Consider the following 24,501-nt stretch of genomic DNA (forward strand, 5'->3'; position numbering starts at 1 on the left):
CGTCGACAGAAAAACCTGGCGAAGATGGCGGCCACCCTCGACCAGAATCCGTCGCCAATGAACTTCCACAGCGCACTGCGCGCGATCCGCGATGTGCTCAAGACTCGCCCGGACATCAACGTCGTCAATGAAGGCGCCAACACCCTCGATTACGCCCGTAGCATCATCGACATGTATGAGCCGCGCAAGCGTTTCGACTCCGGCACCTGGGGCATCATGGGCATCGGTATGGGTTATGCCATCGGCGCGGCGGTCGTCAGCGGCAAGCCTGTCGTTGCCATCGAAGGCGATAGCGCTTTCGGTTTCAGCGGCATGGAACTCGAGACCATCTGCCGCTACGAGCTGCCGATTGTCTCCGTGATCTTCAACAACAACGGGGTCTACCGCGGCACCGATGTCAACCCGACCGGAGGGAAAGACGTCGCCCCTACGGTTTTCGTCAAGGGAGCGCGCTACGACAAGATGATCGAAGCATTCGGCGGCATCGGCTATCACGTCACCACGCCGGCCGAACTGACGACGGCATTGACCGAAGCGATCGCGTCGGGCAAACCGGCACTTATCAACGCCGTCATCGACGAAGCAGCGGGCACCGAGAGCGGTCGCCTGACAAATCTGAACCCGCAAAGCAGCGCGACCAAGAAGTAACACCAGGCATCATGGCGCACACCATGTACAAATAATTGCTCGATCCGGTGCGGTCAGGTGAAGTCCCACTGCGCCAACGCACCAGATCCTTAAGAGAGTATGAATGAGCAAGGCACGAGCTACAAAAACTGGCGCCGTTCGACCTGGAACTTGAACGGAACCAATTTGGATTACTGCTCCAGGAACACAATTAACGTTATAAAAGGAATCTACTAATCATGAACAAGCCACTCGACGGAATTAAGATCATTGATTTCACCCATGTGCAAGCCGGTCCAGCCTGCACGCAGCTGTTGGCCTGGTTTGGCGCCGACGTCATCAAGGTTGAGCGTCCTGGTTCAGGGGACGTCACCCGGTCCCAGTTACGTGACATTCCAGGTGTAGATGCCCTGTATTTCACTATGCTTAACAGCAATAAAAAGTCGCTCACGCTGGACACCAAGAAGCCGGAAGGCAAGGAAGTGCTGGAAAAGCTGATCAAGGAATCCGATGTATTGGTTGAAAATTTTGGACCAGGTGCTCTTGACCGCATGGGTTTCACCTGGGATTACATCCGTGAACTCAATCCACGCATGATCGTAGCCTCGGTAAAAGGTTTTAGTGATGGCCATCATTACGAGGACTTGAAAGTCTACGAAAACGTGGCGCAATGCGCCGGGGGCGCCGCGTCCACCACGGGCTTCTGGGATGGTCCTCCAACGGTGAGCGCAGCCGCCCTTGGCGACACCAATACCGGTATGCACCTGGCGATCGGCATTCTCACTGCGTTGATTGGCCGTGACAAAACAGGCAAGGGCCAGAAGGTGGCTGTCTCGATGCAGGACAGTGTTCTCAATCTGTGCCGCGTCAAGCTGCGCGATCAGCAGCGCCTGGACAAGGTAGGTTACCTTGAGGAGTATCCGCAATATCCGCATGGTAAATTCACCGACGTCGTGCCGCGTGGCGGTAACGCAGGTGGCGGTGGCCAGCCGGGCTGGGTTCTCAAGTGCAAGGGCTGGGAGACGGACCCGAACGCGTACATCTATTTCACCATTCAGGGCCATGCATGGGCCCCGATCTGCAAGGCGATTGGCCAGGATGAATGGATCGACGATCCGGCGTACAACACGGCCGCGGCGCGTCAGGACAAAATTTTCGATATCTTTGGCACGATCGAAGCTTGGCTCAAGGATAAGACCAAGTTTGAAGCCGTGGACATATTACGCAAGTTCGACATCCCATGCTCGCCCGTGATGTCGATGAAGGAAATCGCGAATGATCCTTCACTGCGCGCGAGCGGGACCGTTACCGAAGTCGAACACAAGGAGCGCGGTAAATATCTCACCGTGGGCAGCCCGATCAAATTCTCGGATACCACGGTCGAAATCACCGGGTCGCCATTGTTGGGAGAACATACCGACGAAGTGCTGGAAAGCCTGGGTTACAGCAAACAAAAAATTGCTGCAATGCATGCCGCGCAGGTGGTTTGAAGACACCATTCTTGCACACCTAATAGCGGTGTTCAGGAGCCCGCACGGGCTTCTGAACATCGCTCCAGTTTTCAAGGATAAGGAGTAAGTCTATGCACTCAGCAATTGATTTCAAGCAGCTCATAGAGGCTGTAGGCGATGCGATCGTCGTCTGTGACGCCAGCGGCGCCATCACGCTGTGGAATCCGGCGGCCGAGCGCATGTTCGGCTTTGCGGAAAGCGAGGCACTGGGCCAATCGCTTGATCTGATTGTTCCGGAGCGGCAGCGCCAGCGCCATTGGGATGGTTATCACAAGACGATGGAGACAGGGCAAACCCGTTACGGTCACGATGTGCTGCGGGTACCGGCGCTACATAAAGACGGGCGCGCCTTATCCATCGCGTTTACGGTTGCCATGCTGTATTCGGCAGATCAAAAGGTGACGGCCATTGTCGCGATTATTCGCGATGAAACCGCTCGCTTTAGTGAAGAGCGCAGCTTGCGCAAACGCCTGGCCGAACTGGAAGCCACGACCGCTTGAACAAGCTTGCTTAGTCGTTCAAAGCGATAGCGGCCTCTCCGGCAGCTGAGCGGCGGCCGAGCATGTCGGTATCTCATTTCCTTCGAAGTGGCTGATGCTCACATCGCACTTCGATCAATCTGCCTTTGCGGAAAAAATCGATGGACATGCGCTGGAAAAGACGGGTAGTCGCAGGACTGGTGGCAAGCATTGCGATGACGGCATTTGCGGAGGATGGCATCACCGAGGATAGTATTCTGATCGGTCAGACCGTCGGGCTGACCGGGACTGTTGCCAGCGCCGTCAAAGAGATGAACGAAGGCGCACATGCCTATATTGCCGGCGTCAACCGGCAGGGCGGAGTCAATGGCCGCAAGATCATATTGCGCATTGTCGACGACAAGTTCATACCGGCTCTGGCTGCGGCCAATGCGGAAAAACTCATTACGCAAGATCATGTGTTCGCGTTATTCCAGAGCCGGGGCACGCCGCAAACTGAAGCCATCCTGCCGCTCCTGGAGACGCACCAGGTACCGCTCGTCGCACCGAGCACAGGCGCAGAAATATTCCATACGCCCGTCAACCGCTGGCTGTTCAATGTGCGCGCCAAATATCAGGATGAAGTGATTAAGGCCATCGAGCACTTCACTACCGTCGGCATCAATAAGATCGGCTTGCTGACGTATGAAAAAGAGGATCCCTTAGGCATGGAAGGACTTGCCGGATTCAACAAAGGCATGACGGCGCGTCAATTATCTCCGGCCATCATCGCGATATTTCCTCGGCTAAAGCCGGACATTAAAGCCACCGCTGCCAAGCTGATCGCAGCCAGGCCCGCGGCACTGATTATCGTCAGCTCAGGCGAGAACACGATTGACATCATCAAGGAGCTGCGTGCGCAAGGCGGCAGCATGCAAATCATGACGATGTCCAATAATTCGTCGCAAGAGTTCGCCAGGGATTTGGGTCCGGCAGCGAATGGCATCCTCGTGACACAGGTCACGCCTGCCCCCCATCTGGTGTCCAGTGTCTTGGGCCAGGAGTTCAAGGTGGCGGCAAAAGGAACCGGTACCACCGTGTCATATGCGGCAATGGAAGGCTTCGTGTCTGCCAAGGTGCTGGTGGAAGGCATCCGGCGCGCTGGCCGCAATCTGACGCGCGAAAATTTTGTGCATGCGCTGGAATCAATGAAGCACGCCGATCTGGGTGGATTGATGGTCAACTATGGGCCTCGGAACCACACCGGCAGCCAGTTTGTGGAAATCACGATGCTTGGCAAAGACGGACGTTTTGTGCGCTGAGTATTTTAAAACCTATTTGTCCGGTACACCAAGGGATCATGACTCAATGTCGTCGCACGCATACTGCGCGCCAAGGCTCTGTGCTGGTTCTGTTTGGTGTCGATATTGAGACCGTACTTCGCTGTGAAGATGATTGCGTGTCGTTCGAATATTCTCTTTCTGAAATCGACCACAAAAAAATGCAGGCGGCGGGATACAAAAAACTCGGTAGAAACGTTGCGTCATTCTCGATCCATGGCGTTGAAACCTGGTGTAAAAGCCCACGTTTTACATGAGATGCAACTGTAACCCCATACGAAATTCGGGTGACTCACTTTTTTGCACGGCTACTTCAACTAGTCGTTCTGCCAGGTTCGACCAACGATACGGATACCCGATGCGGCTTTCGGGTAAATGCAAAGTCAACCTCCGGCGTCCGGCCCGACACGATGTCGGCGATCGCCCGGCCTGAGCCGCAACCCATGGTCCAGCCCAGCGTGCCGTGGCCGGTATTCAGAAACAGATTGCTGAACCTAGTCTCACCGATGTAAGGTACGTTGGACGGCGTCAGCGGCCGCAGGCCGGTCCAGTAAACCGGATTGCCGTAGTCGCACGCCTGCGGAAATAGTTCGCGCGTGCGGCGGGTGATTATTTCGCAGCGGGTGGCGTTCAGCTCGCGTGTATAGCCGTTGAACTCACAGGTGCCTGCCACGCGCAAGCGATCGCCCAGACGCGACACCACCAGCTTGTAAGCGTCGTCAGTCAAGGAAACCGATGGGGCAGCGTCCCGATCTTTGACGCGGTAAGTGGCCGAATAGCCCTTGCCCGGATAGATCATCAGGTCGATGCCCAATGGCTTGAGCAGAGGAGCCGAAAAGCTTCCTAGCGCCACCACGAACGCATCGGCGCGCAGTACCTGGTGGCGTCCCTCCGCATTAATTATTTCGACGCCGCTGATCTTCGCCGATGCACCGGCGCCAGTGGTCAGCAAGCGTGTGATGGTGGTGTTGAAGCGGAAATTGACGCCCGCTTCAGCAGCCTTGTCAGCCAATCCCGTCGTGAACTTGTACACGTCGCCGGATTCGTCGGTCGCGGTGAAATCGCCGCCGACAATCCGGTTGCGGCTCTGCGCTAGCGCCGGTTCGATTTTGATGACTTCATCCGCGCTGATCGACTGGCGCGGGCAGCCGAGATCGCGCATGAATTTGGCAGCCGGCAGGGATTCCTCGAAGTCTTTCTGATCGGTATAAAAATGCAGGATGCCGCGCGTCAGGCAATCGTATTCGATGCCGGTTTCAGTACGTACCGCTTGCAGCGTTTGACGGCTGTATTCTGCGATCGCGACGATCTGGCGAATATTGCTTGCGGTACGTGCGGGCGTGCATTCGCGCAGGAAATTCAGGCCCCATTTCCACTGCAGCCATTCGGGCCGGAAGCGATATAGTAAAGGCGCATCTTCCTGGCCGAGCCATTTCAATATTTTCATCGGTGCGGAAGGATTAGCCCACGGCACCGCATGCGAAACGGAAATTTGGCAACCGTTGGCAAAGCTGGTTTCCTGCGCCACACCGGGCTGGCGCTCGATGACGCTTACATCATGCCCCGCTTGGCGCAAGAACCACGCCGAAGCGGTGCCGACTATGCCAGCCCCCAATACGATGATTTTCATGAGCCGAGGTCACATCTCAATTTTCAGGCCTCGATTTCCGCGATCCGTAACAGGTTGGTGGTGCCCGGCTCGCCAAAAGGCATGCCTGCGGTGATGGCGATCTGGTCACCGGCTTGTGCAAATCCCTCTTCACGGGCCACGTGGGAGGCGGTCGCCACCATCTCGTCCACGCTGTGAACATCGGCACTGACGGTGGAATGGACGCCCCATACCAGGGACAGGCGCCGTGCGGTGGCCAGGTTGGGCGTGATGCTCAGAATGGGCGCCATAGGCCGCTCGCGCGCCGCACGCAGACTGGTATGTCCGGAGGTCGTGTAAGTGACGGTTGCCGCAGCCCCGATGATGTTGGTCACATTGCGCAAGGCGGAGCAGATCGCATCGCCGCGCGTGGGCATCGGCAATTCGTGCTGCGCATCGATCAGGTTGCGATAGAGCGGATCGCGTTCCACTTCGTTGATGATGCGGTCCATCATCGATACCGCCTGCACCGGATAGGCGCCGCTGGCGGACTCCGCCGACAACATGACAGCGTCGGCGCCGTCGTAGATAGCGCTGGCCACATCGGATGCCTCAGCCCGGGTCGGCGTTGGCGCGGTTATCATCGATTCGAGCATTTGCGTGGCGGCGATGCTCGGTTTGCCGTGCTGACGGCAAACCCGCAGAATGCGCTTTTGCGCGCCCGGCACGCGCTCCGGTGGCAGCTCGACGCCAAGATCGCCGCGCGCCACCATGACCGCATCCGACAAGCGTACAATTTCTTCCAGTTGATCGAGTGCTTGCGGCTTTTCCAGCTTGGTCATCAGGCTGGCACGGCCGCCGACCAGTTCACGCGCCTCCAGCAAATCTTCCGGACGCTGCACGAAGGACAAGGCGACCCACTCGACACCCAATGCCAAGGCAAAGGCCAGATCGCGCCGGTCCTTTTCAGTCAGCACCGGAATCGGCAACACCGCATCGGGCACGTTGACGCCCTTGCGATCAGACAGTGGGCCGCCGGTGATCACGCGTGTGCGAATCCGTTGCCCGTCGCTGGCCAGCACTTGCAGGCGCAGCTTGCCGTCATCCAGCAGCAAGGATTGGCCGACCGTGATGACTTCGAATAATTCAGGATGCGGCAGACATACACGCTGTATCGTGCCAGGTGCGGCATCGCGATCGAGCACAAATTCGGCCCCCGCCGCCAGCGTGATCCTGCCTTCGGCAAACGCACCGATGCGCAGTTTTGGTCCCTGCAGGTCCGCCAGAATCGCGATCGGGCGGCCAAGTTTACGCTCCACTTCGCGCACGATCTCATGGCGAGCCTGATGGTCCTGGTGCGAACCATGGCTGAAGTTGAAACGGAAGACATCGGCTCCAGCTTCAAATAGTTTCTGGATTGTCTCTGCATCCGAACTGGCAGGGCCGAGTGTTGCTATGATTTTGGCATTTCGTTGACGCCGCATGATGTTCTTCCTTTGAATGAAACGATGACTGGGCCGATGGATTTTTCATTCAGTCGCATCGGTTCTAAAGAATCAGGACAGCCCGCATTGACATTGGTAAGGGTCGACTCCTGCTTCCCAATTGCCCGCCGACAGATTATGCAAAACTAGATCCAGTTGATAAATATTCAATTTATCCAAATTTGATTGCCATGGAATGCATAGGGAAACAAGGACTCGACTCCGCGGAATCCGGTACGCGCGGCCGCGCCGAACATTCGATGAATCCCACTTCGTTAAATAGCATCGTCAGCTTGACAGCAAATTTGGGAGTGATTTTTTCCTGTTCGTATTCGATTATTCGACGTCGAGAACTTCTTGAAACTCGTTGATGGCGTCAATATCGGTGCCCATTGAGATGTTGGTCACACGCTCAAGAATAATCTCCACCACCACCGGCACGCCATGCTGCTTCATCAGAATCCGCGCTTGCTCAAACGCGGGAATGATTTGTTCCGGCCTGAACACGCGGATCGCCTTGCAGCCCAGACCTTCGATCACGGCCACATGATCCACGCCGTAACCCTGAAGTTCCGGCGCGTTGATATTTTCAAATGCCAATTGCACGCAGTAATCCATGTCGAATCCGCGCTGCGACTGACGGATCAGGCCAAGGTAGGAATTGTTGACCAGAACATGGATGTAGGGCAGCTTGAATTGCGCGCCGACCGCCAGTTCCTCGATCATGAACTGAAAATCGTAGTCGCCGGAAATCGCCACAATATCGCCGGTCGGGTCGGACGCGCGCACACCCAATGCGGCCGAAATGGTCCAGCCCAAGGGGCCCGCCTGGCCGCAGTTGATCCAATGGCGTGGCTTATAGACATGCAGGAACTGGGCCGCCGCAATTTGCGACAAGCCGATGCTGGACACATAACGAACATCCTGCCCAAAGAATTTGTTCATTTCCTGATAGACACGCAGCGGCTTGACCGGGACCTCGTCAAAATCGGTACGGCGCAGCATGGTGCGCTTGCGCTCCTGGCACTCGGCCACCCAGGCAGAGCGGTTTTTCAATTTGCCGGCCGCTTTCCACTCCCGGGCGACTTCGACAAACAATGCCAGCGCTGCTGCCGCATCCGACACGATGCCATAATCAGGACCGAAGACGCGGCCGATCTGGGTCGGTTCGATGTCCACATGAACAAACTTGCGGCCCTTGGTGAATACCTCGATGGTTCCGGTGTGGCGATTGGCCCAGCGATTGCCGATACCCAGCGCAAAGTCGGACGCCAGCATGGTGGCGTTTCCATAGCGATGACTGGTTTGCAAACCGACCATGCCCACCATCAGCGGATGGTCATCGGCAATGCTGCCCCATCCCATCAGTGTCGGGATCACAGGCACACCGACGATTTCGGCAAACTCCACCAGTAAGGCTGACGCATCAGCATTGATGATGCCGCCGCCCGCGGTAATCAGAGGTCGCTCGGCCTCGTTCAGCATCGCCATCGCTTTTTCAATCTGCGCGCGGCTGGCCTTGGGCTTATAGACCGCCATCGGTTCGTAGGTGTCCGGGTCGAACTCGATCTGTGCCATCTGGACATCGAACGGCAAATCGATCAAGACCGGACCGGGACGCCCCGAGCGCATCAGATGAAACGCCTGCTGAAAGACGCGCGGCACCAACGCCGGTTCGCGCACCGTCACCGACCACTTGGTGACCGGCTTGGAGATCGACTCGATATCCACCGCCTGAAAATCTTCCTTGTAGATGCGGGCGCGCGGCGCCTGACCCGTGATACACAGAATCGGTATCGAGTCAGCTTGTGCCGAATACAGGCCCGTGATCATGTCGGTGCCGGCCGGCCCCGAGGTGCCGATGCAGATGCCGATATTGCCCGCCTTGGCGCGGGTATAGCCTTCCGCCATGTGCGAAGCGCCTTCAACATGTCGCGCCAGAATATGTTTAATGCTGTCGCGCTTTCTTAACGCCGCATATAAAGGATTGATGGCGGCACTCGGCACGCCGAAGGCGACTGTGATGCCTTCTTTTTCCATTACATGAACAGCTGCTTCTGCCGCAGTCATTTTTGCCATGCTAATTCTCCAGATGCGCAGTTTCGTGAATGAGTCGAATTGATATGACACATCCTATCGACAAATCATTTCTTTGATAAGGACACTAAATATAGTTTTATTCGATACCTCATGTCACTAGTATCACAAGGTGCTGCCGAGCCAATGTCATATGCAGGTAATGGCCAACATTTGCAATCTTATGTATAGGTCTAAATGCCATATGCGCAGAAGCGAATTTACCCAGCGATTGTCAGGCGCTATTAAAGAATGGAGGCGTTGTGCGTGCGCAAGGCCTCAAGAACGATCTCCTTTAATCCGGATCCGCCTTGCTCATCGACATACAGCAACAGAGACCTCCGCATCCTTGGTTCCCAGAACCGCTTCAGATGATCCGCGATATCTTCCGATGCCTGATGGCGATCCGGCATCGTCTCGAAAAATGCACCGATCTGATTGGCCATTGTGACGAGGTTATTCACGACGTTCATATTTCATTTCTCCCTAAATCTGCATCATGGGTCAGCCGATTCTGGTGTGCGTAGACGACATGGCTTTTTAGACGGACAAAGCCAATCAGGGTCACATTGGTTTGTTCGGCAAGGCGAATTGCCAATCCAGTCGGCGCGGAAATCGCCGCCAGAAAGCCGATTCCGAGGGTGGCAACCTTCTGCACCATCTCATAGCTTGCCCGGCTGGTGATCAGCGCGGCGCCTGAGGAAAAATCGATTCTGTCTCTCGCTAATGCACCGATCAATTTATCGAGCGCATTATGCCGCCCAACGTCTTCACGGACAACGGTGATTCTTCCATCCGCGGCCAGCCATGCGGCGGCATGCGTGGCGCCAGTGTGACGTTGCATGGCTTGCTGCATCTGCATCGCATCAAGACCCGCGTAAATTGCGGCGGCTGAAAACTTTGCATGACTTTCCACGCGGGCGGGACGGCGAATCGCCTGTTGCAAGGTTTCCGCCCCGCACAGACCACAGCCGGTTCGCCCGGTCAGATTGCGCCGCCTATCCTTGAGCATGACAAATCTTTCGGATGCGATCCGCATTTGCACCTGGATTCCATCCGAGACATTTGACACTTCGCAATCAAACAGCTCGGAGGGATGCGCAACAATGCCTTCGCTCAAGGAAAATCCCAGCGCGAAATCTTCCAGATTTGTCGGCGATGCCAGCATCACGGCATGTGAAATGCCGTTGTATTCGAGCGCAACCGGCACTTCTTCTGCCACATTGTCTGCCTGCACGTCACCCAGACCGTCGCGCCATTTCTGCACGACAACCCGGGCCAGTGCTGCGTGTTCATGTTCCGCCATTGCATTCATCAATCCGCTCCTTGTTCACGCTCACTTATCGGCAACTGCGCTTTCCTGCTCTGCGTCGGCAGGCGCACCTTTCGATAGCCGTAATTGTTCACGGTTGAAGCGGCTGTAACCCTGTTGCCATTCTGACGCTTGCGTCACCGGCATCACCTGCACTGCGGTCACCTTGTATTCCGGACAGTTGGTGGCCCAGTCGGAATTATTGGTGGTGATCACGTTGGCGCCGGACTCAGGGAAGTGGAAGGTCGTGTACACCACGCCCGGCTGCACCCGGTCGGTGATGGTCGCCCGCAATACTGTTTGCCCAGCGCGCGATTCGATACCGACCCAGTCATCCTGCTTGATGCCGCGTTCTTCTGCGTCGTGCGGATGGACTTCCAGACGGTCTTCGCTGTGCCACTGGTTGTTGTCGGTGCGCCGCGTCTGGGCGCCGACGTTGTACTGCGACAGGATGCGGCCGGTGGTCAGGATCAGCGGGAACTTGCGCGTAACTTTTTCAGCGCTAGCGAAAAATTGCGTGTTGATGAATTTCCCCTTACCGCGCACGAACTCGCCGATATGCATGGTCGGCGTGCCGCCCGGTGCTTCCTCGTTGCACGGCCATTGAATGCTGCCGAGTTCATCGATTTTCTTGTAGCTGACGCCACGGAAAGTCGGCGTCAGCGCGGCAATTTCAGCCATGATTTCGGACGGGTGTTTGTAGCGCATCGGATAGCCGAGCGCATTCGCCAAGGCTACCGTAACTTCCCAGTCCGACTTGCCGGCTTTCGGCGGCATCACTTTGCGCACGCGCGAAATGCGCCTTTCCGCATTGGTGAAGGTGCCGTCTTTTTCGAGGAAGGAAGAACCCGGCAGGAATACGTGCGCATACTTGGCGGTTTCGTTCAGGAACAGGTCCTGCACCACAATACATTCCATCGCGGCCAGCGCGGCGGTGACGTGTTGCGTGTTCGGATCGGACTGGACGATGTCTTCGCCTTCGCAATACAGGCCCATGAAGCTGCCGTCGAGTGCGGCGTCGAACATGTTGGGGATGCGCAGGCCCGGTTCCGGATCCAGCGTGCAGTTCCACGCTTGTTCGAATTCGGTACGCACGGTGGTGTCGGAGATATGGCGATAACCGGGCAGCTCATGCGGGAAGGAGCCCATGTCGCATGCACCTTGCACATTGTTCTGTCCGCGCAAGGGATTGACGCCGACGCCTTCGCGCCCGATGTTGCCGGTTGCCATCGCAAGATTGGCGATCCCCATCACCATGGTCGAGCCTTGTGAATGCTCAGTGACGCCGAGGCCATAATAAATCGCACCGTTGCCGCCCGCTGCGAACAGGCGTGCGGCGCCGCGCAGTTCTTCGGCCGGCACGCCGCTAATGGCCGCCATCGCTTCCGGCGAATTGTCGGGCCGCAGCACAAACTGCTGCCAATCCTTGAATGATTGTTCTTCGCAGCGCGCGGCGATGAAGTCGGCGTCGAACAAGCTTTCGCTCATGATCACATGCGCCATGGCGGTGATGACGGCGACGTTTGTACCCGGCATCAGCTTCAAATGGTAATCGGCCTCGACGTGCGGCGACTTGACCATTTCGGTGGCGCGCGGATCGATCACGATCAGTTTGGCGCCCTGACGTAGCCGTCGCTTCATTTGCGAGGCAAAAACCGGATGCGCCGATGCCGGGTTGGCGCCGATGATCATGATGACGTCGGCTTTCATCACCGAATCGAAGGCCTGCGTGCCGGCCGATTCACCCAGCGTCTGTTTCAAACCATAACCGGTCGGCGAATGGCAAACGCGGGCGCAGGTATCGACGTTGTTGTTGCCGAATGCAGCGCGCACCAGTTTTTGCACCAGGTAGGTTTCTTCGTTGGTGCAACGAGACGAGGTGATGCCGCCGATCGAATCCTTGCCGAACTTTGCCTGGATGCGGCGGAATTCGGACGCGGCATAATTGACCGCTTCATCCCACGATACTTCGCGCCACGGGTCGGTGATTTTGGCCCGGATCATCGGCTTGAGCATGCGGTCCTTGTGTGTCGCATAGCCCCAGGCAAAACGGCCCTTGACGCAGGAGTGGCCATGGTTCGCATGGCCATCCTTGTTCGGCACCATGCGCACCACTTCATTGCCCTTCATCTCGGCCTTGAACGAGCAGCCGACGCCGCAATACGCGCAGGTCGTGATCTTGCTGTGCTCGGCCTGGCCCATCATGATGACGGTTTTTTCCGTCAGCGTGGCGGTCGGGCAGGCATCGACGCAGGCGCCACAAGAGACGCATTCCGATTCCATGAAAGCCTGATCCTGACCAGCCGACACGCGCGAGTCGAAGCCGCGCCCCGAGATTGTCAGCGCGAACGTGCCTTGTGTTTCTTCGCAGGCGCGCACGCAGCGGTTGCAGACGATGCACTTCGATGCGTCATAGGTGAAATACGGATTGGACTCATCTTTCTCCAGCTTCAGATGGTTTTTGCCTTCGTAGCCATAGCGCACGTCGCGCAAGCCGACCACGCCCGCCATGTCCTGCAATTCGCAATTACCGTTGGTCGGGCAGGTCAGGCAATCGAGCGGATGGTCAGAGATATACAACTCCATCATGCCCTTGCGGATGTCAGCCAGTTTCGGGGTCTGGGTCTTGACCTTCATGCCGGGTTCGCACGGCGTGGTGCAGGAAGCCGGATAGCCTTTGCGGCCTGCAATTTCAACCAGGCACAAACGGCAGGAACCGAAGGGCTCCAGGCTGTCGGTCGCGCAGAGTTTCGGCACATTGACGCCCGCCTCGACCGCCGCACGCATCACCGAGGTGCCGGCCGCGACATTGACTTCGACGCCATCGATTTCTAGCGTGACGGTGTTGTCTGAAACGCGTTCCGGCGTTCCGTAATCCAATCCATTGAACTGGTTCATGTGATTCCTTTGCTCGTTCTTGTTCAGGCAGCTTTTTGCGCAGTGTCGGCGCCAAAATCTTCCGGGAAATGATTCAGTGCGGACAATACCGGGAAAGGCGTCATGCCCCCCATCGCGCACAGCGACCCATGCAGCATCAGGTCGCACAAATCGCGCAGTAAGTGAATTTGCTGCGGCCGGTTTTGATTCGCGATAATCTGGTCGACCGCTTCCACGCCGCGCGTCGAACCGATGCGGCAGGGCGTGCATTTTCCGCAGGATTCCACCGCGCAAAATTCCATCGCATAGCGCGCCTGCTTGGCCATATCGACACGGTCGTCGAACACGACGATGCCGCCATGCCCGAGTGCCGCGCCGATCGCCGCAAATGCCTCGTAATCGAGCGGCGTGTCGAACTGCGATTCCGGTAGATACGCGCCCAGCGGGCCGCCCACCTGCACCGCGCGGATCGCGCGGCCGTTGGCGGTGCCGCCGCCGAAATCGATCAGTAACTCGCGCAAGCTGACGCCGAATGCTTTTTCCACCAGGCCGCCGTACTTGATATTGCCGGCCAGTTGCAGCGGCAGCGTGCCGCGCGAACGGCCCATCCCATAGTCTTTGTAAAATGCCGCGCCGCGCGCCATGATGAGTGGCACCGTCGCCAGCGAAATCACGTTATTGATGACGGTCGGTTTGCCGAACAAACCTTCGATCGCCGGCAGTGGCGGTTTGGCGCGAACGATGCCGCGCTTGCCTTCCAGGCTTTCCAGCAAAGCGGTTTCTTCGCCGCAAACATACGAGCCGGCGCCTTTGCGCACTTCGAGTTGGAAGGTCTTGCCGGACCCGAGAATATTGGGGCCGAGATAGCCTGCCTTGCCGGCGTTCTCGATCGCCTCATTCAGCGCCGCGATCGCATGCGGATATTCGGATCGGACATAAATGTATCCGTGCGTCGCACCGACCGCGATGCCGGCGATGGTCATGCCCTCGATCAGCATGAACGGATCGTCTTCCATCACCATGCGATCGGAAAAGGTGCCCGAGTCGCCTTCATCGGCATTGCAGACCACATATTTTTGCGCCGCTTGCGCACCCAGTACGGTTTTCCATTTGATGCCGGTCGGGAAAGCTGCGCCGCCACGACCGCGCAGAGCGGAGTCGAGCACTTCCTGCACGATGCCGTCGGCCGTCATGCCCAATGCGCGCTGTAATCCGGCATAGCCCTCATGTGCCAGATAATCATCGAGCGACACCGGGTCGGTGATGCCGACGCGTGCGAATGTCAGGCGTTCCTGCTTCTTCAGGTAGGCGATTTCTTCGGTCAGACCGAGCGACAGGGAATGCGTGCCGCCGTGAATGAAATCGGCGTCGAACAGCACTGTCACGTCTTCCTTGCTCACCGGACCGTAGGCGGTGCGGCCATCGGGGGTATCAACTTCGACCATCGGTTCCAGCCAGAACATGCCGCGCGATCCATTGCGCACAATGCGCAGATCGACGCCGCGCCGAACCGCTTCCACCATGATCGCTTTCGTCACATCGTCGGCGCCCAATGCCAGTGCAGTCGAGTCGCGCGGTACGTAGATGGTAATACTCATTTTGCACCTCGCTTGGCGTTGATCAATGCATCAAATTTTTCCGGTGTAATGCGCGCATGGAGTTCGTCACCGATCGTGATGTTTGGGCCCACTGCGCATTGGCCGAGGCAATAGGCCGGCTCCAAAGTGACTTCGCCGTCGGCCGTGGTTTGATGAAAATCGCAACCGAGGGCTGCTTTCGCGTGCGCGACCAGCGCGTCCGCTCCTCTCGCCTGGCAAGCCTCGGCGCGACATAACTGCACTAGGTGTTTGCCTGCCGGCTCTTGCCGGAAATGGTGGTAATAGGTGATGACGCCATGCACTTCGGCACGCGACACGTTGAGTCCATCGGCAATCATCGCTACTGCATCCGACGGGATGTAGCCGACTGCATCCTGAATGCCGTGCAAGATCGGCAGCATCGCGCCCGGCATCGATTTACATGCCTTGATGACATCCTGGACCGTTGTGACATCCCATGACTTTACGGGTTGCATGTGTTGCTCCTTATTTTGACCTTCACTACTTTGTTAGGCGCTCTTAATATGTAATTATGTGTATGTTTGGGAGGCGATTCGCAGCTATAGTATTGGCGTCTTTCCTCTAGCGCGCAATATGATAAATATCCACATATGGATAGGCAGCATTCGGTAATTTAAATAGGCAAAGTTGGTCATATATGAAGATTGAAATTCGGCCGAGCTTGTTTTTGTTGAGCGACACGGCCAAACCTTTTTCACTCGTGAAGGGCCTGCAGCTGCTGGCCGCTGTCGAGAAAGGTGGTAACTTGCAGACGGCGAGCAAGGCGCTGTCGATCTCTTACCGGCATGCCTGGAATGCCTTGGCCGAAATGGAGGCATTGCTGGGCGGTGCGGTCGTCGAGATGACGCGAGGGCGCGGATCGGAACTGACCCCGCTGGGCAAGCGGCTGGTGGCGGCGGAAAAACTGATTCACGCCAGGGTGGATCCGCTGCTCGACAGCATGGCGAGCGAAATCGAGGCGGAGATTCAAGGCGCCATTTCGCTCGTGAGAAATGTCTTGAAGATTTATGCCAGTCACGGGTTCGCCATTGAAGCGCTCAACAAGCAACTGCAAAAGAAAAATATCCCGCTGGATTTGAGCTATCGCGGCAGCCTGGAGGCGATGAGCGCCTTTAGTCGAGGAAATTGCGACATTGCCGGTTTCCATGTGCCGATAGGCGTATTTGAAATCCCGGTATTCAAACACTTCGAACCATGGCTCAAGCCCAGCCATCAGCTCATCAACCTCGCCACCCGCAGGCAAGGAATCATGGTGGCAAAGGGGAACCCGAAAAATATCTGGGGCGTGAAGGATTTGCTGCGTCCTGACGTGCAATTCGTGAACCGCCAGCAGGGATCGGGAACCCGGCTGATCCTCGATTTATTACTGCAGCAGGAAGGGAAAACCGGGCGCGACATCAATGGCTTCGAAAACATTGAACTGACCCATGCGGCGATCGCCGCTTACATCTTGTGCGGCAAGGCCGATGCCGGTTTGGGGGTTGAAACTGCGGCGCGTCAATTCGATCTGGATTTTATTCCGATACTGACGGAACGTTATTTCCTGATTTGCGATAAAAAATTGCTGCTTGATTCGCGGTTCACGCCAATCCTGGAGTTTTTGAAAACCAGTGAATTCCGAACCGAGGTCAATAGATTGCCGGGGTACGACGTCAACGAAACGGGGACGGTCATGACATTGCGCGAGGCGTTTCCAAAAGTGCCGATTTCTCACGGGACCAAGGCCGCGCCGCGTGAAAAAGAAAAGACCAGAACCACACCTGGCAAGACGTGATGCTGGCCGGTATCTGATCCGGAGTGGGTCTGGCCGCTGCAGATTCCCAGGCTTCCGTCCCGTCATTTCAGCCGCTGCACACCTGGCAACGCAATTAGATCGCGACCATGACAGGCCATCACCACGCTGCATCCTGTGCCGACCAAGTGGGTATCACTGCGATTGTCTGTTCGCGCTGGGTTCATCCCAGGTTGGCGGTCGGTTCGTCGAGCAATTGTCATCTGGGCGCAAGGACCTTGGCGCGCGCTAGCGCGATGCGCTGCTTGTCGCCGCCGGACAGGATGGTGGGACTGCTGCCCAGCAGATGCACCACTCCGAACCACTTGTCCCTGATGTAATTCAGTACCCGACCGTCTCCGCATTTCGGGAACCGGTCTCCAACAGCTGCGGCTCGAACAGCAGCCGCTCCTTGCCCGTCAAAAGCAGGAAATGCTTGCCAGTACAGCGCGCCAGCAAAGACATGCCCAGGCGCTCTGCCACCATATGCCCCATCTGTGTGGTTCCGGAGCGCGACAGTAGAAATGGAATGCCCATCTGCCCGCCCTTGATGACCATTTCGGACGTCAGGCGACCGGTCGAATAAAATACCTTGTCTTTACCGCTGATGTCATCGAGCCACATCCTGCCGGCGATCGCATCCACTGCGTTGTGGCGACCCACATCTTCGATAAAGTAAAGCAGCTTGCCATCGGCGGCAAACAAGGCACAGCCATGGACCGAGCCCGCCTGCTTGTAAATCGAGTCCTGCGTCCGGATCATGTCGACGATTTTGTAGAGAACCGATTGCTTCAAGCGCGCATCCGGTGACAGGACGATCGAATCGACCTCATCCATCAGGCCGCCGAAAACCGAGCCTTGGCCGCAGCCGGTGGTAACGACCTTCTTCGAAGTGCGCTCTTCAATATCCGCGATGCCGGAGTAGGTGTTTACCGCAACCGCATTGACCGACCAGTCCACCTGGACCGACGCAATGTCGTCGATTGACCGGACCAGACGCTGGTTGCGCAGGTAGCCGAGCGTCAGCGCTTCCGGTGCACCGCCGAGCGTCATCAGCGTCACCAGTTCACGTTTGTCGACGTACACGGTCAGTGGTCGTTCGGCCGGAATCGCAATCGTCGACAGCCGGCCACGTTCATCCAGCACTTCAACATCGTGCGTCAACTCTGCAGCAGCGTTGGATAGGAGCGGCCGGGTTTTCACCATTTGCTTTGCCCTGTTATTTTCTCCAGTACCTGCCCGCCGCCATAACTGCCTTGCATCGGAGGCAAGCCGCCTAACGAAGCGCGAATCGCGCAGTACTTGAATTCAGGAATTTTTGCGTAAGGATCCAGCGCCGCGTTCGTCAGCTTGTTGATCGCCGCTTCGTAGAAGCAGAACGGCACAAAAATCGCGCCGCGCGGTGAACTGTCATCGGCGCGCGCATACAGCGACACCGCACCGCGCCGCGATTCGAGCGTGACGATATCGCCCGGCCTGGCGCCCATCGCCGCCAGGTCCAGCGGATGGATCAAGGCGATTGGATCAGGTTCGATCGCGTCCAGCACCGTGGCACGGCGCGTCATGCTGCCGGTGTGCCAGTGTTCAAGCTGGCGCCCCGTGATCAGCACCATCGGATATTCGGCATCCGGACGCTCGGCGGCCGGAATGATGTCAACCGGCACAAAGCGCGCGCGCCCCGATTCTCTCGGGAAGTCGTCGACAAAGACCACTGATTCACCCGGATCGCCTTCCTTGACGCATGGGTAGGTCACCGCATGTTCGCGCTCCAGGCGGTCCCAGGTGATGCCGCCGATGCTCGGCATCGTGTGCCGCATTTCGTCAAATACTTCCGACACGTGCGAGTACTGCCAGTCCAGCCCAAGCCGTTCGGCGATTTGCTGGATGATCCACAAATCCTGTCTGGCGTCGCCAGGCGGATCGATGGCCTGACGCCCCATTTGCACCAGTCGGTCGGTGTTGGTGAAGGTGCCGGTCTTTTCCGGGAACGCGCTGGCCGGCAGGATCACGTCAGCCAGATACGCGGTTTCGGTCAGGAAGATATCCTGCACCACCAGATGATCCAGTGCGGCCAGCGATTCGCGAGCATGCGTGGCATCCGGATCCGACATTGCCGGATTTTCACCCATTACGTACATGCCGCGAATTTCGCCTTTTTTGATCGCATGCATCACTTCCACCACGGTCAGACCCGGTGTGCTGTCCAGCGTGCCGACCGGCAGCTTCCACGCCTGTTCAAAACTGGCTTGCACTTTCGGATCGGTCACATGCTGATAATCCGGATACATCATCGGAATTAGACCGGCATCGGATGCGCCCTGCACATTGTTTTGTCCCCGCAGCGGATGCAAGCCGGTGCCCGGGCGTCCGATCTGGCCGGTCATCAATGCGAGCGCGATCAGGCAACGCGCATTGTCGGTGCCGTGGATATGCTGCGAGACGCCCATGCCCCACAGGATCATCGATGCCCTGGATGTCGCATAAAGCCGCGCGACATATTTGATGGTATCGGCGTCGATGCCGCAGATCGGCGCCATCTTCTCGGGACTGTATCCCTCGACATTTTGTTTCAGTTCCTCGTAGCCGACGGTACGGCTCTCGATGAATTCCCGGTCCACCAGGCCATCGGTCACGATCACGTGCATCATCGCATTGAGCAACGCAACATCGGTATCCGGTTTGAACTGGAGGAAGCGGTGCGCAATGCGCGCCAGCTCCGACCGGCGTGGGTCGCACACCACCAGTTGGGTGCCGTTCCTCACCGCGTTCTTGATCCAGGTAGCGGCCACCGGATGGTTAACAGTCGGATTGGCGCCGATAATGATCACCACTTCTGCCTTGGTCACATCCATCACCGGATTCGACACCGCACCGGAGCCGATGCCTTCAAGCAGCGCCACCACCGACGATGCATGGCACAGACGGGTGCAATGGTCGACGTTGTTGCTGCCGAAACCGACGCGCACCAGTTTCTGGAACAGGTAGGCTTCTTCATTGCTGCCTTTGGCCGAACCGAAACCGGCCAGCGCCTTCTTGCCATGCTGATCGCGAATCTGTTTGAGCTGTCCGGCGGCAAAGGCCAGTGCCTCTTCCCAGCTCGCTTCGCGGAACACATCCATCACATTATCGGGATCCATCGTGAAGTCGCCGCGCTTGGGGGCATCGGCACGCCGGATCAGCGGTTTGGTCAGGCGATGCGGGTGGTGCGCATAATCGAAACCGTAGCGTCCTTTCACGCACAGGCGCTCATGATTGGCAGGGCCGTCGCGACCTTCCACGTACAGAATTTTGTTGTCCTTGATGTTATAGGTCAGCTGGCAACCGACACCGCAATACGGGCAGACAGACGCGACTTGCTTGTCCGGTACGGCCAACGCGACGTCGCGCGCCGGCATCAGTGCGCCGGTCGGACATACCTGTACGCATTCGCCGCAACCGACGCAGGTGGAGGAGCCCATCGGGTCGTCCATATCGAATACAATTTTTGCCTGGTCGCCACGGAAAGCCAGGCCGATCACATCATTGACCTGCTCGTCGCGACAGGCGCGCACACAACGGGTGCACTGAATGCACGCATCGAGGTTGACCGTGATGGCGGCATGCGACGCATCTTGCTTGACCTGTTTGCGCGCTTTGAAACGGGGTTTTCCGACGGAAAGCTTGTCGGCCCACTGATCAACTTCATTGTGACGCGTGTAGTCGGTTTCCGGCATGTCGGACAGCAGCAGTTCCAGCACCATTTTTTGCGATGCAATGGCGCGCTCGCTGTCCGTGATGACTTTCATTCCGGCAGTCGGATAACGACAGCATGACGGAGCCAGCACCCGCTCGCCGTTGATCTCGACCATGCATGCGCGGCAATTGCCGGCGGTTTCGAGACCTTCCTTGTAGCACAGGTGCGGTATCTCGATGCCCTCGCGTTTGGCGACTTCGATGATGGTTTCCGTCGCCCTGCCATTCACCTCGCGGCCATTCAGATTGAAGGTGACGAGCGGCGCTTCGAATTGCGCCATTTCATTTCTGCTAATCGCGTTCATGAGTGTTTTCTCTGTGCCTCTTCCACACTGAATGGTCAGGCCAGTTCGTGCGGAAAATATTTGACTACGCAATCAATCGGATTCGGCGCCGCCTGACCCAGGCCGCAAATCGACGCATCCCGCATCACGGTCGACAGTTCTGCAAGCAAGCTGACATCCCACTTTGGTTGTTCAATCAAACTCGATGCCTTGGCAGTGCCGACCCGGCAAGGCGTGCATTGACCGCAGGATTCGTGTTTGAAGAATTGCATCAGGTTGCGCGCTGCGCCGACCGCCGTATCCTGGTCCGACAGCACAATCACCGCCGCCGATCCGATGAAGCAGCCATACGGCTGCAAGGTATCGAAGTCGAGCGGAATCGCGTTCAACCTTGCCGGCAGGATGCCACCGGACGCACCGCCGGGAAGATACCCATACAGGGTGTGACCATCCGGCATGCCGCCGCAATATTCGTCGATTAATTCCTGTATCGTGATGCCGGCAGGCGCCAGCTTGACGCCGGGTTCCCTGACGCGGCCGGATACGGAGAATGAGCGCAGTCCCTTGCGTCCGTTTTTACCGTGCGATGTAAACCAGGCGCCGCCTTTTTCCAGAATCTCGCGCACCCAGTACAGCGTTTCGAAGTTGTGTTCCAGTGTCGGCCGGCCGAACAAGCCGACTTGCGCGACATAGGGCGGACGCAGGCGCGGCATGCCGCGCTTGCCTTCGATCGATTCGATCATCGCGGATTCTTCACCGCAGATGTAGGCGCCCGCGCCACGCCGCAGAATGATGTCCGGCATATTGGACATCGGTGGCGCAGCCTTCATCTTTTCCAGTTCGGCTTCCAGCATAGCGCGGCAACCGTGGTATTCGTCGCGCAGATACACATAGACCGTTTGTATGTCCACCGCCCAGGCAGCGATCAGCATGCCTTCCAGAAAACGATGCGGATCACGTTCGAGATACACCCGATCCTTGAAGGTACCGGGTTCGCCTTCGTCGATATTGACCGCCATCAGGCGCGGTCCTTTTTCGGCACGCACGATGCGCCATTTGCGCCCCGCCGGAAAACCGGCGCCGCCCAAACCGCGCAAGCCGGAATCTTCCATTGTCTTGATGACCGATTCGGTATCGCGTGTACCTGAAATGCACTCTTTCAAAAGCCCATAACCACCTTGCGATTGATAGGCCGCATAGTCGATGAAACCTTCCGGGACATGTTGCGATTCCCCGGCTGTCACCTTGGCTTCGATCGCTTCACAGCTTGCATGCGGCACCGGGTTTTGTCCGACCACGGCGACCGGCGCCTGCTCGCAACGGCCGACACAGGGCGCGGGAATGACGCGGATGTCCTTGCCCAATATGCTCGGCAGTTTGTCCAGCAGATCGCGCGCGCCGGCCATTTCGCAGGACAAGCCGTCGCATACCCGCACCGTCAATGTTGCGGGCGCAGTCTCGCCTTCCTTGACGACATCGAAATGATGATAGAAGGTCGCGACTTCATACACTTCCGTTTGCGCCAGGCGCATCTCTTGCGCCAGGGCAGCGAGATGCGCGGCAGACAAGGAACCGAAGCGATCCTGGATCTTGTGCAAATGCTCAATCAGCAAATCAGGCTGACGCGATGCCGAGCCAAGCAGCGTTTGCACCTCGGCCAATGCGGTGGGGTCGACGCGGCGGCCTTTCGGTGCTTCGCGCTTGCGCTGTTTCGAGGCGCCTTGCACCGCTATCGGGATGACTATGTGGTTCATTGTGTTTCCTAATCAGCGTATCGGTGCGTGGTCCGCAGATCTTATCGCCTCGTATATGTCCAAATCGCTTGTGCGTTGCGACAAGACCGAGGTTCAGATCACGCGTTCCTCGCGCAGCGCCGCGATTTGTTCCTTGCTGTAGCCCAGTTGCGCCAGCACTTCTTCGGTATGCTCGCCCAACAGCGGCGAACGCGTTACTTCGGTGGGGCTATCGGACATCTTGATCGGGTTGCCGACTGTCAGATATTTGCCGCGCTTGGGATGATCGACCTCGACGATGGTGCCGGTCTCGCGCAACGCCGGTTCCTCGGCGATTTCCTTCATCGACAGGATCGGCCCGCACGGGATGTCGTACTTGTTCAGGATGTCCATCGCCTCGAACTTGGTCTTGGTCTTGGTCCATTCCTCAATGCGCGCGAAGATCGGCTTGAGGTGCAGCAGGCGCGCTGCCGGCGAGGCGTACGCCTCGTCGGTGATCCAGCCTTCCTCGCCGATCACCTTGCACACGGCAGGCCAGACAGCTCCCTGCGTGATGAAATAGATGTAGGCGTTCGGGTCAGTTTCCCAGCCCTTGCACTTCAGGATCGACCCGGGCTGACCACCACCGGAGGCATTGCCGGCACGTGGCACGGCTTCGCCAAACGGCTGGTCGGGATACTGCGGGTACTCATGCATCGTGCCGGTGCGCTCCAGGCGCTGCTGGTCGCGCAGCTTGACGCGGCACAGGTTGAGCACAGCATCCTGCATCGGGGCCAGCACCTTCTGGCCGCGTCCGGTGGCGTTGCGCTGGTACAGCGCGGCCACTATGCCCAGCGCCAGGTGCAGGCCGGTACCACTGTCGCCGATCTGCGCGCCGGTGACCATCGGCGGGCCATCATCGAAGCCGGTGGTTGAGGCCGAACCGCCTACACATTGCGCAACATTCTCGTAGACCTTGCAGTCTTCGTACGGTCCGGGGCCGAAGCCCTTGACCGACGCGACGATCATGCGCGGATTGAGTTCGTTGATGCGTTCCCAGGTGAAACCCATGCGGTCCAGCGCGCCGGGGGCAAAATTTTCGACCAGCACATCGCACTTCTTGATCAGCGTCTCCAGCACTTCCTTCCCTTTCGGGTTTTTGGTGTCGAGCGTGATCGAGCGCTTGTTGTGGTTGAGCATCGTGAAATACAGGCTGTCTACGTCCGGGATGTCGCGCAACTGTCCGCGCGTGGCATCGCCTTCGCCGGCGCGCTCGACCTTGATCACGTCGGCGCCGAACCAGGCCAGCAATTGCGTACAGGTCGGCCCCGACTGCACGTGGGTGAAATCAAGAATGCGGACGCCGTCGAGTGCTTTGCTCATGGTAATAGGTCTCCTGAATATTTATTATGCACCGCGTTGAGCAATTATTTGTACATGGTGTGCGCCATGGTGCCTGGTGTTACTTCTTGGTCGCGCTGCTTTGCGGGTTCAGATTTGTCAGGCGACCGCTCTCGGTACCCGCTGCTTCGTCGATGACGGCGTTGATGAGTGCCGGTTTGCCCGACGCGATCGCTTCGGTCAATGCCGTCGTCAGTTCGGCCGGCGTGGTGACGTGATAGCCGATGCCGCCGAATGCTTCGATCATCTTGTCGTAGCGCGCTCCCTTGACGAAAACCGTAGGGGCGACGTCTTTCCCTCCGGTCGGGTTGACATCGGTGCCGCGGTAGACCCCGTTGTTGTTGAAGATCACGGAGACAATCGGCAGCTCGTAGCGGCAGATGGTCTCGAGTTCCATGCCGCTGAAACCGAATGCGCTATCGCCTTCGATGGCAACGACAGGCTTGCCGCTGGTGACCGCCGCGCCGATGGCATACCCCATACCGATGCCCATGATGCCCCAGGTGCCGGAGTCGAAACGCTTGCGCGGCTCATACATGTCGATGATGCTACGGGCGTAATCGAGCGTGTTGGCGCCTTCATTGACGACGTTGATGTCCGGGCGAGTCTTGAGCACATCGCGGATCGCGCGCAGTGCGCTATGGAAGTTCATGGGCGACGGATTCTGGTCGAGGGTGGCCGCCATCTTCGCCAGGTTTTTCTGTCGACG

Annotated in this window: 19 protein-coding genes and 1 pseudogene; 6 read left to right on the forward strand and 14 right to left on the reverse strand. The window is 57.8% G+C overall.

Annotated elements, in window-relative coordinates:
- The 5 genes from ACFOFO_RS19595 to ACFOFO_RS19615 all read left to right on the forward strand — a co-directional run.
- Positions 1-648: thiamine pyrophosphate-dependent enzyme (locus ACFOFO_RS19595; RefSeq protein WP_390332496.1), on the forward strand; the 648-nt coding region annotated here is incomplete at its 5' end.
- A 218-nt stretch (positions 649-866) separates the two neighbouring features.
- The gene (gene frc / locus ACFOFO_RS19600; protein ID WP_390323706.1) at positions 867-2,117 is read left to right on the forward strand and encodes a formyl-CoA transferase; all 1,251 of its coding nucleotides are present in this window, start codon (positions 867-869) and stop codon (positions 2,115-2,117) included.
- A 92-nt stretch (positions 2,118-2,209) separates the two neighbouring features.
- The gene (locus ACFOFO_RS19605) at positions 2,210-2,638 is read left to right on the forward strand and encodes a PAS domain S-box protein (RefSeq protein ID WP_390323707.1); all 429 of its coding nucleotides are present in this window, start codon (positions 2,210-2,212) and stop codon (positions 2,636-2,638) included.
- Positions 2,639-2,778: 140 nt separating this feature from the next.
- Entirely contained in the window at positions 2,779-3,918 is a 1,140-nt protein-coding gene (locus ACFOFO_RS19610) for an ABC transporter substrate-binding protein (protein WP_390332497.1), read from the forward strand.
- 38 nt (positions 3,919-3,956) lie between these two features.
- Positions 3,957-4,193: a hypothetical protein gene (locus tag ACFOFO_RS19615; RefSeq protein WP_390323711.1), complete on the forward strand. Its 237-nt coding sequence runs from the start codon at positions 3,957-3,959 to the stop codon at positions 4,191-4,193.
- Positions 4,194-4,249: 56 nt separating this feature from the next.
- Here the strand turns inward: ACFOFO_RS19615 and ACFOFO_RS19620 are convergent, their stop codons facing one another.
- The 9 genes and pseudogenes from ACFOFO_RS19620 to ACFOFO_RS19660 form a co-directional block, all read right to left on the reverse strand.
- Complete coding sequence (locus ACFOFO_RS19620) at positions 4,250-5,566, reverse strand: D-amino acid dehydrogenase (protein ID WP_390323714.1); 1,317 nt, start codon at positions 5,564-5,566, stop codon at positions 4,250-4,252.
- Positions 5,567-5,589: 23 nt separating this feature from the next.
- The gene (gene pyk / locus ACFOFO_RS19625) at positions 5,590-7,008 is read right to left on the reverse strand and encodes a pyruvate kinase (RefSeq protein ID WP_390332498.1); all 1,419 of its coding nucleotides are present in this window, start codon (positions 7,006-7,008) and stop codon (positions 5,590-5,592) included.
- Between the two features lie 108 nt (positions 7,009-7,116).
- Positions 7,117-7,294 (reverse strand): annotated as a pseudogene (locus tag ACFOFO_RS19630) (hydroxypyruvate isomerase); the annotation flags it as partial.
- Positions 7,295-7,344: 50 nt separating this feature from the next.
- The gene (gcl, locus tag ACFOFO_RS19635) at positions 7,345-9,087 is read right to left on the reverse strand and encodes a glyoxylate carboligase (RefSeq protein ID WP_390332500.1); all 1,743 of its coding nucleotides are present in this window, start codon (positions 9,085-9,087) and stop codon (positions 7,345-7,347) included.
- Between the two features lie 242 nt (positions 9,088-9,329).
- Complete coding sequence (locus ACFOFO_RS19640; RefSeq protein ID WP_390323715.1) at positions 9,330-9,557, reverse strand: formate dehydrogenase subunit delta; 228 nt, start codon at positions 9,555-9,557, stop codon at positions 9,330-9,332.
- Positions 9,554-10,399: a formate dehydrogenase accessory sulfurtransferase FdhD gene (fdhD, locus tag ACFOFO_RS19645; protein ID WP_390323717.1), complete on the reverse strand. Its 846-nt coding sequence runs from the start codon at positions 10,397-10,399 to the stop codon at positions 9,554-9,556. The genes ACFOFO_RS19640 and fdhD overlap by 4 nt, the downstream gene beginning before the upstream one ends.
- A gap of 21 nt (positions 10,400-10,420) precedes the next feature.
- Positions 10,421-13,294, reverse strand: a complete 2,874-nt coding sequence (gene fdhF, locus ACFOFO_RS19650) for a formate dehydrogenase subunit alpha (protein WP_390332503.1) — start codon at positions 13,292-13,294, stop codon at positions 10,421-10,423.
- Positions 13,295-13,317: 23 nt separating this feature from the next.
- Entirely contained in the window at positions 13,318-14,871 is a 1,554-nt protein-coding gene (locus ACFOFO_RS19655; RefSeq protein ID WP_390332505.1) for a formate dehydrogenase beta subunit, read from the reverse strand.
- Positions 14,868-15,347, reverse strand: a complete 480-nt coding sequence (locus ACFOFO_RS19660) for a formate dehydrogenase subunit gamma (RefSeq protein ID WP_390323718.1) — start codon at positions 15,345-15,347, stop codon at positions 14,868-14,870. Before ACFOFO_RS19660 ends, ACFOFO_RS19655 begins: the two co-directional genes overlap by 4 nt.
- 215 nt (positions 15,348-15,562) lie before the next feature.
- Between ACFOFO_RS19660 and ACFOFO_RS19665 the strand changes: the two genes are divergently transcribed.
- On the forward strand, positions 15,563-16,666 hold the full coding sequence (locus tag ACFOFO_RS19665; protein ID WP_390323720.1) for a substrate-binding domain-containing protein: 1,104 nt from the start codon (positions 15,563-15,565) through the stop codon (positions 16,664-16,666).
- 339 nt (positions 16,667-17,005) lie between these two features.
- On the opposite strand, the gene ACFOFO_RS19670 is transcribed toward ACFOFO_RS19665, so the two are convergent.
- The 5 genes from ACFOFO_RS19670 to ACFOFO_RS19690 form a co-directional block, all read right to left on the reverse strand.
- Positions 17,006-17,866 (reverse strand): formate dehydrogenase accessory sulfurtransferase FdhD, encoded by an 861-nt coding sequence (locus tag ACFOFO_RS19670; RefSeq protein ID WP_390328001.1) that lies wholly within the window; start codon positions 17,864-17,866, stop codon positions 17,006-17,008.
- On the reverse strand, positions 17,863-20,700 hold the full coding sequence (gene fdhF / locus ACFOFO_RS19675) for a formate dehydrogenase subunit alpha (RefSeq protein ID WP_390332507.1): 2,838 nt from the start codon (positions 20,698-20,700) through the stop codon (positions 17,863-17,865). Before fdhF (ACFOFO_RS19675) ends, ACFOFO_RS19670 begins: the two co-directional genes overlap by 4 nt.
- Before the next feature lie 35 nt (positions 20,701-20,735).
- Positions 20,736-22,433 carry an NADH-ubiquinone oxidoreductase-F iron-sulfur binding region domain-containing protein gene (locus ACFOFO_RS19680; RefSeq protein WP_390332509.1) on the reverse strand — a complete coding sequence of 566 codons (1,698 nt, stop codon included), beginning with the start codon at positions 22,431-22,433 and terminating at the stop codon, positions 20,736-20,738.
- Between the two features lie 93 nt (positions 22,434-22,526).
- On the reverse strand, positions 22,527-23,774 hold the full coding sequence (frc, locus tag ACFOFO_RS19685) for a formyl-CoA transferase (protein ID WP_390332510.1): 1,248 nt from the start codon (positions 23,772-23,774) through the stop codon (positions 22,527-22,529).
- Between the two features lie 79 nt (positions 23,775-23,853).
- Positions 23,854-24,501: thiamine pyrophosphate-dependent enzyme (locus ACFOFO_RS19690; protein WP_390332512.1), on the reverse strand; the 648-nt coding region annotated here is incomplete at its 5' end.

The organism is Pseudundibacterium arcticum, assembly GCF_042646465.1.
Taxonomy (GTDB): Bacteria; Pseudomonadota; Gammaproteobacteria; order Burkholderiales; family Burkholderiaceae_D; genus Undibacterium_A; species Undibacterium_A arcticum.